At 63.9% G+C, this 15,362-nt stretch carries 13 protein-coding genes and 1 pseudogene; 6 read left to right on the forward strand and 8 right to left on the reverse strand.

Features of this window, described 5'->3' with window-relative positions:
• Positions 1-31: 31 nt before the first annotated feature.
• From WHT83_RS21045 to WHT83_RS21060, 4 genes and pseudogenes are all read right to left on the reverse strand, one after another.
• Positions 32-322, reverse strand: a complete 291-nt coding sequence (locus tag WHT83_RS21045) for an HlyU family transcriptional regulator (protein ID WP_108607416.1) — start codon at positions 320-322, stop codon at positions 32-34.
• A 124-nt stretch (positions 323-446) separates the two neighbouring features.
• The gene (locus WHT83_RS21050; RefSeq protein ID WP_108607415.1) at positions 447-740 is read right to left on the reverse strand and encodes a GYD domain-containing protein; all 294 of its coding nucleotides are present in this window, start codon (positions 738-740) and stop codon (positions 447-449) included.
• A 155-nt stretch (positions 741-895) separates the two neighbouring features.
• A pseudogene (locus WHT83_RS21055) lies at positions 896-1,373 on the reverse strand (GNAT family N-acetyltransferase).
• 11 nt (positions 1,374-1,384) lie between these two features.
• Positions 1,385-1,996 (reverse strand): LysE family translocator, encoded by a 612-nt coding sequence (locus tag WHT83_RS21060; RefSeq protein ID WP_406872296.1) that lies wholly within the window; start codon positions 1,994-1,996, stop codon positions 1,385-1,387.
• A 227-nt stretch (positions 1,997-2,223) separates the two neighbouring features.
• Between WHT83_RS21060 and WHT83_RS21065 the strand changes: the two genes are divergently transcribed.
• Together WHT83_RS21065 and WHT83_RS21070 are read left to right on the forward strand one after the other, a co-directional pair.
• The gene (locus WHT83_RS21065) at positions 2,224-2,487 is read left to right on the forward strand and encodes a DUF2798 domain-containing protein (RefSeq protein WP_108607413.1); all 264 of its coding nucleotides are present in this window, start codon (positions 2,224-2,226) and stop codon (positions 2,485-2,487) included.
• A 166-nt stretch (positions 2,488-2,653) separates the two neighbouring features.
• On the forward strand, positions 2,654-3,124 hold the full coding sequence (locus WHT83_RS21070; protein WP_406872297.1) for a DUF305 domain-containing protein: 471 nt from the start codon (positions 2,654-2,656) through the stop codon (positions 3,122-3,124).
• Between the two features lie 107 nt (positions 3,125-3,231).
• Here the strand turns inward: WHT83_RS21070 and WHT83_RS21075 are convergent, their stop codons facing one another.
• The 3 genes from WHT83_RS21075 to dnaG form a co-directional block, all read right to left on the reverse strand.
• Positions 3,232-4,521, reverse strand: a complete 1,290-nt coding sequence (locus WHT83_RS21075) for a glycosyltransferase family 4 protein (RefSeq protein WP_406872298.1) — start codon at positions 4,519-4,521, stop codon at positions 3,232-3,234.
• A gap of 72 nt (positions 4,522-4,593) precedes the next feature.
• Positions 4,594-6,615, reverse strand: a complete 2,022-nt coding sequence (rpoD, locus tag WHT83_RS21080) for an RNA polymerase sigma factor RpoD (protein WP_108607411.1) — start codon at positions 6,613-6,615, stop codon at positions 4,594-4,596.
• 325 nt (positions 6,616-6,940) lie between these two features.
• Positions 6,941-8,884 carry a DNA primase gene (gene dnaG / locus WHT83_RS21085; RefSeq protein ID WP_406872299.1) on the reverse strand — a complete coding sequence of 648 codons (1,944 nt, stop codon included), beginning with the start codon at positions 8,882-8,884 and terminating at the stop codon, positions 6,941-6,943.
• 313 nt (positions 8,885-9,197) lie between these two features.
• Between dnaG and WHT83_RS21090 the strand changes: the two genes are divergently transcribed.
• The 3 genes from WHT83_RS21090 to WHT83_RS21100 all read left to right on the forward strand — a co-directional run bounded on the left by WHT83_RS21090 (position 9,198) and on the right by WHT83_RS21100 (position 13,117).
• Positions 9,198-10,862, forward strand: a complete 1,665-nt coding sequence (locus WHT83_RS21090; protein ID WP_183260032.1) for a Na/Pi cotransporter family protein — start codon at positions 9,198-9,200, stop codon at positions 10,860-10,862.
• Positions 10,863-10,993: 131 nt separating this feature from the next.
• On the forward strand, positions 10,994-12,157 hold the full coding sequence (locus WHT83_RS21095) for an amidohydrolase (protein WP_406872300.1): 1,164 nt from the start codon (positions 10,994-10,996) through the stop codon (positions 12,155-12,157).
• A gap of 375 nt (positions 12,158-12,532) precedes the next feature.
• Positions 12,533-13,117: a glyoxalase superfamily protein gene (locus WHT83_RS21100; RefSeq protein ID WP_406872301.1), complete on the forward strand. Its 585-nt coding sequence runs from the start codon at positions 12,533-12,535 to the stop codon at positions 13,115-13,117.
• 68 nt (positions 13,118-13,185) lie between these two features.
• On the opposite strand, the gene WHT83_RS21105 is transcribed toward WHT83_RS21100, so the two are convergent.
• Positions 13,186-13,635, reverse strand: coding sequence for a GatB/YqeY domain-containing protein (locus WHT83_RS21105; RefSeq protein ID WP_108609809.1), 450 nt, complete (start codon positions 13,633-13,635; stop codon positions 13,186-13,188).
• Positions 13,636-13,924: 289 nt separating this feature from the next.
• Between WHT83_RS21105 and carA the strand changes: the two genes are divergently transcribed.
• A complete protein-coding gene (gene carA / locus WHT83_RS21110) occupies positions 13,925-15,127 on the forward strand; it encodes a glutamine-hydrolyzing carbamoyl-phosphate synthase small subunit (protein ID WP_406872302.1) in 1,203 nt (400 codons plus the stop codon).
• Positions 15,128-15,362 lie beyond the last annotated feature (235 nt).

Raw genomic sequence — 15,362 nt, forward strand, 5'->3', positions numbered from 1 at the left:
GCCATGATCTGCGAGGCAATCGCCGCCAGCCTCAGCCGAACATGCGCTCGCCCTGTTCGTCGACCAGCTGCCGACCCTTGGTCAGCGACACTTCGACGGCATCGTCGAGTGCCGCGAAGCGGTCGGCGCGGATGAACTTGTGCTCCTTGACCGTACCGCCGATTTCCTTGGAAACCACGCCACAGGTCTGGAACTGGCCGCCTTCCTTGTAGGGCATCGCTTTGATCGAAAAGCCCTTGTATTCGATCTCCTTGGCAACGGCCGCAGCGGCGGGCTCGGCCGCACCGCCACCACCGCCAAAAAGCCTCTTCAGAAACGACATGCTTGTTCTTCCCGTTGTTTTTCCGAAGCTTAGACGCTTGTCTTGAATCAGTCGAGGCGTTTCGAACCGGTGGCAGCCAGGGCACACGCACCGCACGTGCGCCCTGCCTCTTCACTGCCGGTCGCTAGCCGAGCGAAGCGATGATTTCGCGATAGGCAAGTTCCGGGAATGCCTTCAGCGTGCGTGTCCTGACGTTGCCGCCCTGTCCAAGGATCAGCGCGAAGCGCGCCACCACCGCGTCGTCCGGCGCCTCGGCCACCGCCACCATGTCGCATTCGCCCATGGTCAGGTAGAACTGCTTGAACGAGCCGCCCATGTCGCCGAGCAGCTTTTTGGCCGCGTCGAGCCGCTTGGGCGAGTTGCGCACCTCGCGCACGCCCTGGTCAGTCCAATTGAGCAGCATGATATATGTCGTCATGGCACACCTCCCTCCGGTGCCACGGAGCACGGCTCAAATAGCCGGGGCGGGCATCCGGGTCGTCGCCCTCAATGCATCCACGCGCGGGAGTATCCTCCCCCTCCGTATCAGGTGCAAGTTCGTGCTGTGCTGGGGCGGCAGCGGGCCTCTGGCGCTCAGCCGCTGTGGCCTGGGCTGGCGAGGCGCTTTTCCATGAACACGCTGAGCGGGTCCTCGCCGTAGTCGCCGAACGGCCCTCGACGCTCAAACCCGGTGCGCTCGTAGAGCGCCAGTGCCTCGTGATTGGCGATACCGGTCTCGAGCCGCAGCAAGGTAAGGCCGACCGCCCTGGCACGAGCCTCGAGTTCGGCCAGGATCGCCTTGGAAAGCCCTTTGCCCCCTGGCTGCCGGTATCACCCACATGCGTTTGAGTTCGGCCCAACCGTCCGCCATGGCGAGTGCGCCGGTGCCGACGGCGGTCCCCTGATCGTCGCGCGCGACGACAAAATGCACATTGTCGGCCCTGAGGGCTTCGAGCGGCAGGAAGTGGTTGCTTTCGGCCGGATAGAGCGACGCGCCATAGGCGTCGCCGTCTTCCAGCAGCGCGATGACCCCCGGCGTGGCCGGATCTTCGCGGCCGATGCTGAACTGCATCACGTGGCCCTTCAGCGTTCGGTCAGCGCCAGCTTGGCGCCGAGCATGACGAAGGCCGCGGCAAAGCTTCGCCGCATCCAGGTCATGACCCGCGGGCTGCCTGTTACCTTGTCGCGCATGGCGGCGGCGCACAGGCCGTAGATGGCGAAGATGACGAACGTCGCCAGCATGAAGACACCGGACAATTCGAGCATCCGCCCGAGCACGTTCGGCTCGTTGGGTGCAATGAACTGCGGCAGGAAGGCGACGAAGAAGATCGACAGCTTCGGGTTGAGCAGATTGACCAGGATGCCGTCGATCAGCACCTGCCATGTGCTGCGCGGATCGGCGTTGGCTTCGATCTTGAGCGCGCCATGTTCGCGCAGGCTATGCCATGCCATGTAGAGCAGATAGGCGACGCCGGCATATTTGACGATCTCGAACAGCAGCGCGCTGGTGTGCAGCAGCGCGGCAATGCCGGTCAGCGCCGCGATCAGATGTGGCACGATGCCGAGCGTGCAGGCAAAAGCGGCTAGCACGCTTGCCTTGCCGCCGCGCGAGAGGCCGGCAGCGAGCGTGTAGACAACACCCGAGCCGGGCGAAGCGACGATGATCAGCGTGGTCAGCAGGAATTCGATCGACACGGCAACCTCCCAGGTCGCCAGGACCATAATTGAACAGGCGCGCCTGCGGAAGCCACCCGATTTCGCAACCATTGCCTTTTGTGCCCAGGCCCATTAGGAACGGGCCGCTGCGCCAAACGCACGCCGTAAGCGTCTCACGTCAAGCAACGCATTCAACCGGCCCGACCGGGAGGAATGCCATGTCTTGCGCTCTCGTGATTGATGCCGATTTCAGGAAATACTCTCCCATGACCTTACGTTCGAAGCCGCGCGGCAAGCTGCCGGCGCGTTATGCCGCCTTTGCCATGCCGCTGGTTCTGTCGGTGGTGATGACCTTTGTGGTCTCGGCCATCTCGACGCTGAAGAGCCTCGGCCCGACGCCCGCCTTCCTCGCCACCTGGCCGTCGGCTTGGGCGCTGTCCTGGCTGGTGGCGTTTCCCACCCTGCTCTTGGTGCTGCCGCTCGTCCGCCGCATCGTCGCACTGGTCGTCGAGTCTCCCAGGGCGTCGTGACTACTATGGGTGGCGCCAGGCGCCACCCAGTTCCTGCCGTTGCGCGGGTCAAAACCCGGCAGAGGCATGCCGTACAAGCCGCCACTCTGTCCGCAACGTGCAAACAATCGGAACTTTTGTGCAACCAGTTGGTTTGGCTTGGTGAAAGCAAACCAAGGATGATGCCATGAACAGTCAACATCATTCCATGCAGAACTACCTTCGTCTTCTGGCGATGGCCGTTCTATCCTACATCGCCATGTTTGCGCTGATGTATGCCATGGTGAACACGTTTGCCGATGTATTTGCAAACCTGAACCAGTTCTACATGGCAGCACTGATGGTGTTCCCGATGATTCTGATCGAGCTCCTGCTCATGCGCGCCATGTATCCCAACCGCGCGATGAACATGGCGATCGTCGCCTTCAGCCTTCTGGCGTTCGCCGCGTCGTGGTTCATGATCCGGGAACAGACGGGGGTTGGCGACGTGCAGTTCCTGAAATCGATGATCCCGCATCACTCCGGCGCGGTGCTGATGTGCGAAAACGCCACCCTCGGCGACGCGGAGATCTCCGCGCTGTGCGCCGATATCGTGCCCGGCCAGCAGGCCGAGATCGACAAGATGAAAGAGATCTTGCAGCGTCTGGAAGGCGCATGATCCTGCCTCGGCCAAGGCTGCGGCCGCGATCCCGCCAATGCAGGGAAGGTCACCCATGATCCGGGTTCGGTCAGCGTCCTAGGACCCCGGCAAACGGCCTGTCCCGATCAGCCGGCCACGTGCATCGGCTGGCAGTCGGGGCTCTGGATCGCCGCCAGCATGTCCTCGGCGACATGTCGCCAGCTCCGCAGGCTGGGCCTTGCCTCGGCAATGCGCTGTTGCAGGCTGCGACGATAGTCCTGGTCGGTGGCCAGCCGTTCCAGCAGGCCGGCCAGTTCCCCCGGCGAATCCGGGTCGAAATAGACAGCGAGGTCACCACCAACCTCCGGCAGGCTGGACGATGGCGACGCCAGTGCGGGCGTGCCCAGCCAGAGCGACTCCCCCAGCGGCAGGCCCCAGCCTTCGAGTTTGCTCGGCATCAGGGTGGCCAGCGCGTTCTGGTACAGCCTGATGAGGTCCGCCTGCGACGGGCTGTCGACCATCAGCACATGCGGCGCCACCATCGCATTCAGGCCGCTCTTGAGGCCGGCGACCGTCCTGCGACGGTTGGCGCCGGCGATCACCATCAGCGGCGGTGTCTTGCCTTGCTCCACCAGCAGCCGCTGTGCGGCGAGAACGACATCCAGGTTCTTGCGCCCGAGCGTGATGCCCACGCCCAGCACATAGGGCCGCGCCGGCAGCTCGAGCTTCGGCTTCTCGCCGTCCGCGCGGCATTCATGCGCCAGGGGAACCACCGAGACCCCGGGAAGCGGCGGCAACAGTCCCTCCTTCACCTTCGCCTGCAGGTCCCTCGCAGTGAACTGCGAGTTGGCGATGATATGGCTGGCGTGGCGGATCACCTTGTTGTTGTCGGCATGGAAATTGAGCTGGAATGCATCCGGCTTGTCACCAAAATCGTGCAACGGGATGCAATCGTGCAGCAGCGGGTAAAACCGCGTCTCGGAACGGGTCCGGACCAGGCAATCGATCATGTCGACCAGGAGCTTCGGCCGCCCCGCCGACACCAGATATCCATCATTGAGCGCAATCGGCTTCAAATGCGACCGGAGCGCGCGCAGTTTTGAACGGTTGACCGCTCTCAGGAATGCGCTGAACGTGGTCGCAAACATGCGGTTCGGCAGGCTGCGGCCCGCCTTCGGTCCACGCAGCCGGAAAGGAACCGCGCCTTCAGGAAAGCCGAGATCGACGACGCCGTTATAGGACGCCTTGCCGAAATGCGGTTTGACCTCGAAGAAGTCGCGCGCGGTCTCATCGTACACGACAAATACCACGCCTTTGTCGAGGAGATGAAGCTCATAGCCGATCTCCGCCACCACCCTGGCGATGCCATAGAATTTGAGCCTGCCCCGGCTCAGCAGATAAAGTTCGCTCAGATCGTAATAGACAGGTGAACTCAAACAGGCTGACCCGATTTTGAACGGTGGAAAGCAAAATGGCCGTCCTGGGGACGGCCATTTTTTGATTTGATGTCAGCTGTCGAGGAAGCTGCGCAGCTTACGGCTGCGGCTCGGATGCTTGAGCTTGCGCAGCGCCTTGGCCTCGATCTGGCGGATGCGTTCGCGGGTGACCGAGAACTGCTGGCCAACCTCTTCGAGCGTGTGGTCGGTGTTCATGCCGATGCCGAAGCGCATGCGCAGCACGCGCTCCTCGCGCGGGGTGAGCGAGGCGAGCACGCGCGTGGTCGTCTCGCGCAGGTTCGCCTGGATTGCCGCATCGATCGGCAGGATCGCCATCTTGTCTTCGATGAAATCGCCGAGGTGCGAATCCTCCTCGTCGCCGACCGGCGTTTCGAGGCTGATCGGCTCCTTGGCGATCTTCAGCACCTTGCGCACCTTCTCGAGCGGCATGGCGAGCTTTTCGGCCAGTTCTTCCGGCGTCGGCTCGCGGCCGATCTCGTGCAGCATCTGGCGCGAGGTCCGCACGATCTTGTTGATCGTCTCGATCATGTGCACCGGGATGCGGATGGTGCGGGCCTGGTCGGCGATCGAACGCGTGATCGCCTGCCTGATCCACCATGTCGCATAGGTCGAGAACTTGTAGCCACGGCGGTACTCGAACTTGTCGACCGCCTTCATCAGGCCGATGTTGCCTTCCTGGATCAGGTCGAGGAACTGCAGGCCGCGGTTGGTGTACTTCTTGGCGATCGAGATGACGAGACGGAGGTTGGCTTCCACCATCTCCTTCTTGGCCATCGCCGCTTCGCGCTCGCCCTTCTGCACCTGGTTGACGATCTTGCGGAATTCCAGAATCGAGATCGCTGTTTCTGTGGCGAGGTTCTGGATTTCGGCGCGCAGGTCGCGGATCGCGTCCTTCTCGTTCTTGGTGAACTCCTTCCAGCCACGGCTGGACAGGTTCGAGATCGAGCGGATCCAGTTCGGATCGAGTTCCGAACCCTGATATTCGCGCAGGAATTCCTCGCGGCGCACACCGTAGCTTTCGGCCAGGCGCAGCAGCTTGCCCTCGTTCTGCACCAGCCGCTTGTTGATGTCGTAGAGCTGCTCGACAAGCGCCTCGATGCGCGCATTGTTGAGCGACAGCGACTTCACCGCCTTGACGAGTTGGTCCTTCAGTTCCTTGAGACGACGGTCCTGGCTCGGCGACAGGGTGCCGGCGGCAGCAAGACGGTTTTCGACCTGCTGGTCCTGCAGCTTGCGCAGCTTCTTGTAGGTGTCGGCGATGACGTCGAGGGTTTCCATGACCTGCGGACGCAGTTCCGCTTCCATGGCCGCCAGCGACAGGCTTGCCTCGTCGTCTTCTTCCTCATCCTCTTCGCCGCGGGTGTCGCCACCCACGTTGGTGACGTCGTCTTCCTCGTCGCGGCCGCCGCGGCGCGACTTTTCGTCGGCCTTCGGCTTGGCGTCCTCGTCGACACGCTCGACGATCGGCGCCTGCTTGGCCTCGGGGCCTGCATAGGTCGCTTCGAGATCGATGATCTCGCGCAGCAGGATCTTGGCTTCGTTGAGTTCGTCGCGCCAGATGATGATGGCCTGGAAGGTCAGCGGGCTTTCGCACAGGCCCGCGATCATCGTCTCGCGGCCGGCCTCAATGCGCTTGGCGATCGCGATCTCGCCCTCGCGCGACAGAAGCTCCACCGAGCCCATCTCGCGCAGATACATTCGCACGGGGTCGTCGGTGCGGTCGGTCGGCTCTTTCTTGGTCGTCGTCGCGGCAACAGCCGTACCGGTCTGTTCGGCAAGCTCGTTGGCATCTTCCTCGGCATCGCCTTCGGCGGCCTCGGCTTCTTCGCCCTGCTCGTCGTCCTCGACCACGTTGATGCCCATGTCGGACAGCATCGCCATCGTGTCTTCGATCTGTTCGGAGGTCACTTCCTCCGAAGGCAGCACCGCGTTGAGCTCGTCCATGGTGACATAGCCGCGCTTCTTCGCGACCTTGATCATCTTCTTGACAGCGTCATCGGAAAGGTCGAGCAAAGGGCCGTCAGTTGCGCCTTCGCGTTCGGTCTCGACCTCTTCCTTTTCTTTTGTCGCCATTCTTTGCTTTCTCCAGGCGGCCCGTCAGCCGCTTAAACTCTCGGACAGTGCAAATCAGATGGCTTCATCCAACCTGCGCCTGAACTGCCAGTAGCTGCACCTGTGTTAAGTCCAGATTAACCCTGATATCTGTGGCGGAATATCTTCCTGTCCAGTGACAAGCGCCCCAATCCGCATTCTACAGGCCGTCGACACGACTGGCGGTCTGGCCGCCGGTTAACTTTTCGAATCGACCTGATTCCGTCATTCCGGCGGAAGGTCAAGCGCCTGTCGCATGATTCGCGACAAAAAAGCGAATCAAATGCGGGATTATCGCAATCTCGCTCTAGTTCCGCCCGCCTCGGCCCGAGGACACCCCGAAGCCTTCGATAAGCGCCTCGGTGGCTTGCACGTCGTGAAACTGCGCCTGGATCTCCACCAGATGCCGATAATTCTCGTCGGTCGGATCGGTAGCCAGCGCCGCCTCGGCCTGTTTCAGTTCCTTATGTAAGGTGCGGGCGCTGCGGTGCAAGTGCAGCGCCTGGGCGAAGGCGTCGCGGGCATCTTCGATCGCCGCATCCTCGAGTGCCGTCCACTGCCGCGTCCGCCGCGCCAGCGCCACCGCCCGCTCCCACATCTCCGCGCAGCCGACCCGCCCGATAGCCGCCACCACCGCCTCGCGCGTGTTGGCTTCGCCATGCGCCATGGCATCGATCAGCACCGCATGCAGTTGCCTCAGTTCGCCGTGGCTGAGATCGAGCTTTTCGACATGGTCGAAATTCTCGTCGATCAGCGCGGGATGGTTGACCAGCGCCACCACCAGGGCCGCCTCGCGCAACGGCATGATGCCTCCCGCCCGCTTGACCATCGCCGAGCGCGCCAGGCTTTCTGACACGGCAAACCGGCCGGCCGCCGCGCCCGCGCCGCCCTTGTTCCACTGGCCACGCTCGCCGCCCTTGCCGAACGAACCCTTGCCGCGCTCGCCCTGGCCTTGCTGCCTGCCGCGCTGGTTGCCGAAGAAACTCAGTACCCGTTCGCGCATCTCCTGCTGGTAGTGGTAGCGGACGCTTTCGTCCTTGATCCTGCCGGTCAGCTCGCGCAGCGTCTTTTCAAGCTCGGCGCGGCGCTCGGGCGTATCGAACACGCCGCCCGAAGTCTCGCGCATCCAGACCAGTTCGGACAACGGTCGCGCGGCGGTAAGTACCGTTCGAAACGCCTCCGGTCCCTCCCCCTTGACTAGGTCGTCGGGGTCCTTGCCCTCGGGCAGCAACGCAAAGCGCGCGGTATGGCCGGGCGCCACCAACGGCAGCACCATGTCGGCGGCGCGATAGGCGGCCTTGAGCCCGGCCTTGTCGCCGTCGAAGCACAGCACCGGCTCGCCCGACATGCGCCACAACAGTTCGAGCTGATTTTCGGTCAACGCCGTGCCGAGCGGCGCCACCGCATTGTCGAAGCCGGCCTGGGCCAGCGCGATCACGTCCATGTAGCCTTCGACGGCGATGACCGCCCCGCCCTTCTGTAGCGCCTTGCGGGCGCGAGCGAAGTTGTAGAGCACGTTGCCCTTGTGGAAGAGCTCGGTCTCCGGCGAGTTCAGATACTTGGCAGAGACCTCCGCCGACATGGCGCGGCCGCCAAAGGCGATGATGCGTCCGCGCGAATCGGGAATCGGGAACATGATGCGGTCGCGGAAGCGGTCGTAGGAGACCGGCACGTCCTCGAACACGGTCAGTCCGCAGGCCTCCATCTGTACTTTTTCGATGCCTTTCGAAGCCAGGAATTCCTTCAGCGCATTTCGGCTATCAGGCGCAAAACCGAGCCTGAAAGTCTGTTGCGTCGCCGGCGTCAGTCCGCGGTCGCGCAGATAGGCCCGCGCCCTTGCCCCGTCCGCACTCTGCAGCCGGTCCTCGAAGAATTTCGTCGCCAGCTCCATGACGTCGGTCAGACTGGCGCGTTCCTTCTCGCGCCGCTCCTCATGCGCGTCGCGCGCCGGCATCGGCACGCCGGCCATCTCGGCGATCCGCTCGACCGCCTCCGGGAAGGTCATGCCGTCGAGGTCGGTCAGGAAACGGAAATGGTCGCCCGACACACCGCAGCCGAAGCAGTGGTAGCGGCCCTTGCGGTCCTCGCAGTGGAACGACGGTGACTTCTCGCCGTGGAACGGGCAACACGCCCAGAAATCGCCGCGCGGCGCGTTGGTCTTCTTGCGATCCCAGGTCACGCGCAGGCCCACCACGGCCGAAATCGGCACGCGGTCGCGTATCTCGCTCAAGAATCCGTCGGAAAAGCGCATCGGGCCCTGCTTGTTTGAAACTGATATAGGCGCTCGCTCCGTCGGACACGACTCCTATTCGCCGGCATGCCCGCTGTTCACAGGCCAATCGCAGCGACCATCCCGATAGCGTGCACGGAATGTCGCACGGGAACCCGAGGCTCCGCCGGACGTATCTCATATATGAGCAACTCAGATATCTTGCGAGCAGTGCACACGCGTGCAATATGGACGAAAAATATTATCCGGCTAATCTAATCGACATGGTCAAGACAGTGATTCGCATGCGCGTCCTGCCCTTCGCAGCCGCCCTAGACTTCAGCCGGTGCCGCCGATGAGCGGCTCCGTCGTCCTGCTCCACCTCGCCGGCGCGATAGCCTTGCTGCTGTTCGCCACGCGCATGGTGCGCACCGGCGTCGAACGCGCCTATGGCGACGTCCTACGCCACAAGCTGCGCAACACCATGCGCAACCCTATCCTGGCGGTATTAGCCGGCACGGCGCTCGCCATCGCCTTCCAGAGTTCCACCGCGGTCACCCTGCTCGTCGGCTCCTTTGCCGGGGCCGGCATCGTCAGCGGCATCGCCGGCCAGCTTGCCGTGCGCGGCGCTGAGATCGGCTCGGCACTGGTCATCAAGATCCTGACCTTCGACCTGTCGCTGCTGGTGCCGATCTGCCTCGCCGCCGGCACCACCATGTTCCTGGCCACCGACCGCCGCAGCTGGCAGCAGACCGGCCGCATCCTCGTCGGCATCGGCCTTCTCGTGCTCTCGCTCGAAATGGTCGGCCAGGCCTCCGAGCCGCTGCGCGAAAGCAGGCTCTTGCCCGTCATCGTCGACTATTTCGCCGGCGATCCCATCACCGCCTACCTGCTGGCCGCCGTCGTCACCTGGCTGTTCCATTCCTCGATCGCCGCCGTGCTCCTGATCGTAACGCTTGCCGGCCGCGGCTTCGTGCCGCCCGAACTCGGCATCGTGCTGGTGCTCGGCGTCAATCTCGGCAGCTCGATCATCGCCCCCCTGCTCACCCGCAACGCCGAACCCGGCGTCCGTGTCGTCCCCATCGGCAATCTTCTGATGCGCGGCGCAGGCTCGCTCGTCATGCTGGTTGCCTTCCTCTGGGCCAAGCCGTCGGTCGCCTTCCTCGGCGCGACCGTGCCCGACCAGATCATCAACGCCCATATCCTGTTCAACTGCATCATCCTGGTCGCCGGTATCCCGCTCGCCAAGCTGGTCTACAGCGCCTCGGAAAAGATCGTCGCGCTGGGCACCAAGGCCGACCCGGCCAAGGACATGGCGCTTGCCGAACTCAGCGCGCTCAACGAGGCAGCGCTCGATACGCCGTCCCAGGCGCTGGCCAACGCCACGCGCGAAGTGGTCCGCGTCTGCGAAACCGTCGAGATCATGCTCCAGCGCATCATCGAGCTCTACGAGAAGCCCGAGGCCGACAAGATCGCAGCCCTTGCATCCCTCGACGATCGGGTCGACCGCAAGCATGCAGCGATCAAGCTCTACCTCGCCAAGGCCACCATCCGGCCGATGACCGAGGACGAGGCGCTGCGCTGCCAGGAACTGCTCGGCGCCTGCGTCAAGCTCGAGCAGGTCGGCGACATCATCGTCCGCAACATGCTCGCCCATGTGCAGAAGAAGCTCGACCGCGGCCTCGAATTCACGCCCGAGGGATGGCGCGAACTGACCGCGTTCCACGCATCGGTGATGGCCAATGCGCGCCTTGCCTTCAACGTGCTGGTGTCGCGCGACGCCAACACCGCCCGCCAGCTCGTGCTCGAGAAGGACAGGCTGCGCGACGTCGAGAAACAGACCAGCCAAAGCCATTTCCTGCGCCTGCGCGACGGCACCATTAAGAGCGTCGAGACGAGTTCGATCCACCTCGACACCATCCGCGACCTCAAGCAGATCAACTCGCTGCTCGCCTCGATGGCCTATCCGGTGCTCGAAGAGCAGGGCCTGCTCAGAGGCTCGCGCCTCAAGGCGAGTTGAGCGGTTCTTCCTTCTCCCCTTGTGGGAGAAGGTAACGCCCGCCACGCCTCACACCCTGGCCCCACCAACTGCCCTTGCCTGCCACCGCCAATCCGGCGACGCTGCGCCCTCCAATCCAGGGGATCAGCACAATGGCCGCGCTCGACCAGAAAACCCTCATCGCCGAGATGACCGCATGGCGGCGCGACCTGCATGCCCATCCCGAATTCGGCTTCGAGGAGAAGCGCACCAGCGCCTTTGTCGCCCGAAAGCTCAGGGAATTCGGCATCGACGAGGTCGTCGAAGGTATCGGCGGCACCGGCGTCGTCGGTACGCTGCGCCGCGGAACCGGCAATCGAGCCATAGCGCTCAGGGCCGACATGGACGCCTTGCGCATCACCGAGCAGGCCAGCCACGGCCACGCCTCGCAAAATCCCGGCGTCATGCATGCCTGCGGCCATGACGGCCACACGGCGATGCTGTTGGGCGCAGCCAAGCTGCTTGCCGGCGACGGCGGCTTCGACGGCACCGTGCGCTTCGTCTTCCAGCCGGCGGAGGAATGGGGCAAGGGCGCGCTCGCCATGCTCGACGACGGCCTGATGAGCCGCTTCCCCTTCGACGAGATTTTTGGGCTGCACAACATGCCCGGCCTGCCGGTCGGCCATTTCGAGACCCGACCCGGGCCGATCATGTCGGCGGAGGACAATTTCGAGATCGTGCTGCGCGGCCTCGGTGGCCACGCCGCCCGCCCGCATGGCGGCCGCGAGGTGCTCGTCGCCGCCTGCGCGCTGGTCGCCAATCTGCAGACCATCGTCTCGCGCCGGCTGAGCCCGGCCGACATCTCGGTCGTCTCGGTCACCGAACTCATCACCGACGGCACCCGCAACGCCCTGCCCGGCTTTGCCCGCGTGCTCGGCGACGCCCGCAGCTTTCGCCCGGAGGTCAGCGCCGAAATCGAACGGCAGATGCGCATCATCGCCGAAGGCACGGCGCTGACCTACAATTGCAGCGCAGAGGTGGCCTACACCAGGGAGTTCGTACCGCTGATCAACGACGCCGATGCCACCGAGGCGGCGATCGCGGCAGCCCGCACCGTCTTTGAAACCGGCGCGGTCAACGGCCACGGCGAGATCGTCACTGCTTCCGAGGATTTCGCCCGCTTCCTCGATCATGTGCCCGGCTGTTTCGTTTGCATCGGCAACGGCGAAGGCTCGGCGCCGCTGCACAACCCGTCCTTCGACTTCAACGACGACGCCCTGATCCACGGTGCGCGCTTCCACGCCGCCATCGTGCGCCAGCGCCTGCCGCAGGCATGACCCTCACATTCTCCCCTTGTGGGAGAAGGTGCCCCGAAGGGGCGGATGAGGAGTGTTGGAAGAAACGAGAGGAAGTAGAAGGGAACTCCGGGGGCGGAGACGCAGCACTTCGTCCAGCACCCCTCATCCGTCTCGGCGCTGCGCGCCGAGCCACCTTCTCCCGCAAGGGGAGAAGGCCAGGGCGCGCCGGCATCCTTGACGACATCGACCTTGCCCGAATCGGATTTGTTGGCGACACTCAAGCTGGCCGTGCAGCCTGCCGCTCGCTCCTTCCGGATTGGTGAATGCACCTCACCCTTGGTTTGACCCTCTTGGGTGGCCGTCGGCAATGCGAGCACTGACGTTGTTTGTCACCCCTTCCAAGGGAACCAATCCATGCCGACGCTTGATCGCGTAAAGTCCATGGCCAAGGAACTGCGCAGCAGCCTGGCCGCACAAAACATCCACCTCTCGCACAGCGCCTGTCTCGAGATCGTCGCGCACCAATTCGGTTTTTACGACTGGAACATGCTCAAGGCGCACTGCGACACCAAGTCCGAATTCCACGTCTCGATCGTGGTCGAGCACGGCTGCGAGGAAGAAGCGGCCGCGTTCTACCAGCGGGCTTTCGGCGCCGTTCGTGGCGGTGCCTACATGTTCGAGGGCGAGCCGATCTCCATAGACCTTCACATCGGGGATACGGCAATGCAAGTCGGAGGAGCCAACCCCCGCAGGGAACTGGAGCCGCACCGAGGCGGCCCCTTTTATCCCAAGGCCAAGGGCGCGGTCAGTACGGTCTTCATACTTGACGTCGCCAACGCTGAGATCGCCCTGCAAAGAGCGGTCAATGCGGGGGCGACCCTACGGGGAGAGCTGGATGTAGCGACCGACGGCCGACGCGGCGCCACGGTGATCGATCCGTTCGGCCATATCTGGGCGCTCCAGGACAGGACGCCCCTCAGGCTTCGCCGCGCCGCCTGAGCTCCCAAGAACAACGCCCCGACTGCATGGCAGCCGGGGCGTTGTTCAAAACCCAATCGGGGCAAAGCCTACTGCAGCAGGTTCTTGACGATGCCGCTCGCCTTGCCGAAGTCCATCTGGCCGGGATAGCGCTCCTTGAGCGCATTCATGCAGCGCCCCATGTCGCGCAGGCCGTCGGCACCGACCTCGGCGATCACCTTCTGCGCCGCGTCGCGCACCGCCCCCTCCTCCATCTGCTTGGGCAGGAAGTCGGTGATGATGGTGATTTCGTCGCGCTCCTGCGCGGCGAGCTCCAGCCGTGAGCCTTCCTCGAAGGCCTTGGCCGATTCCTGCCGCTGCTTGACCATCTTGGTCAGGATCTGCAGGATTTCCTCGTCCGACACCGGGTCCTTGCCGGCGCCGCGATGGGCGATGTCGCGGTCCTGGATTGCGGCCTGGATCAGCCGCAGCGTCGAGGTGCGGCGCTTGTCGCCGGCTTTCAATGCAGTCTTCAGCGCCTCGGCGAGCATCTCGCGCATGGCCATTACTCCTGAACGTGTCGCAAACAATAGCGCCGACCTGCCACAGTGGCAAACCGAATGACAATGGCCAACTTCCTGTTTTTATTAGGAAAAATAATTAGCCGCGAATCCCGGACCGGTCATTGACCACCCGCCGGCCTTCGCTTATTGTCCGCGCCTTGCAAGGACTAGTTTGTTTTGTGCACGGGGCCCGCCTGACGGTGGTCGTCCGTGCTTTTCGCTGCGCGATATGGCCTCTCCCGAGCCATTTTTCAAGTCGCGGCGCCCGTTACGCAGGAGCATCGCCATGGCCTCAGAGACCGCCCCCTGGGCAACCGAAGTGCCGACCGCCGTTCTGGTTCTGGCCGACGGCACGGTCATTACGGGCCGAGGCCTCGGCGCCACAGGCGCTGCCGTCGCCGAAGTCTGCTTCAACACCGCACTGACAGGCTACCAGGAGGTTCTCACCGACCCCTCCTATGCCAGCCAGATCGTCACCTTCACCTTTCCCCATATCGGCAACATCGGCACCAATGACGAGGACGTCGAGGACCTCAACCCGGCGGCGCGCTTCGGCGCTGTCGGCGCGGTATTCAAGGCCGATGTCACCAACCCGTCGAGCTATCGTGCCGCCGGTCACCTCGACCAGTGGCTGAAGCGCCGCGGCATCGTTGCCATGTCCGGCGTAGACACCCGCGCGCTGACCGCGCTGATCCGCGAAAAAGGCATGCCCAATGCCGTGATCGCGCATGCGCCCGACGGCAAGTTCGACATCGACAACCTCAAGGCCCAGGCCCGTGCCTGGTCCGGCCTCGTCGGCCTCGACCTCGCCAAGGAGGTCACATCGGGCCAGTCGTCGTCCTGGACCGAGACGCCCTGGGTCTGGAACGAGGGTTATGGCGAGCGCAACGAAGCCACCATGCACGTCGTCGCCATCGACTACGGCGTCAAGCGCAACATCCTGCGCCTGCTCGCCGGCCTCGGCGCCAAGGTCACGGTGGTTCCCGCCAAGACCTCGGCCGAAGACATCCTGGCGATGAAGCCGGATGGCATCTTCCTGTCCAACGGCCCCGGCGATCCCGCCGCGACAGGCGAATATTCGGTGCCCGTCATCAAGGACCTGCTCAAGACCGAACTGCCGGTCTTCGGCATCTGCCTCGGCCACCAGATGCTGGCCCTTGCCCTCGGCGGCAAGACCGCAAAGATGCATCAGGGCCACCACGGCGCCAACCATCCGGTCAAGGACCACACCACCGGCAAGGTCGAGATCGTCTCGATGAACCACGGCTTTGCGGTCGACGCCGGGTCGCTGCCGCAAGGCGTGGAAGAAACCCACGTCTCGCTGTTCGACGGCTCCAACTGCGGCATCGCACTCACCGGCCGGCCGGTGTTTTCGGTCCAGCACCATCCCGAGGCCTCGCCCGGCCCGCAGGATTCGCACTACCTCTTCCGCCGCTTCGCCAACCTGATCCGCGAACGCCAGGGCGAGCCCGCTGTCGCCGAGCGCTGATCGCTGCATCTGAAACGGGAAAGGCCGCCTTGGGGCGGCCTTTTTTGTTGCCCGAGCAACTCGACCCGCCACAAGAGCTGCGACGCGCTGGCAGTGCTTCGCCACGCCCAGCTTTCGGTCAAGCTCGCGCCCAGTTTCGCTCGGCAGCGCAACGATGCCGAGCCTGAGATCGACAAGTAGAGACCGTTCACAAAGAGGCAATATTGTCAGTTCGCGTCTTCAGTACTTGGCGAAC

The sequence above is a fragment of the Aminobacter sp. P9b genome (assembly GCF_045345995.1).
GTDB lineage: Bacteria > Pseudomonadota > Alphaproteobacteria > Rhizobiales > Rhizobiaceae > Aminobacter > Aminobacter niigataensis.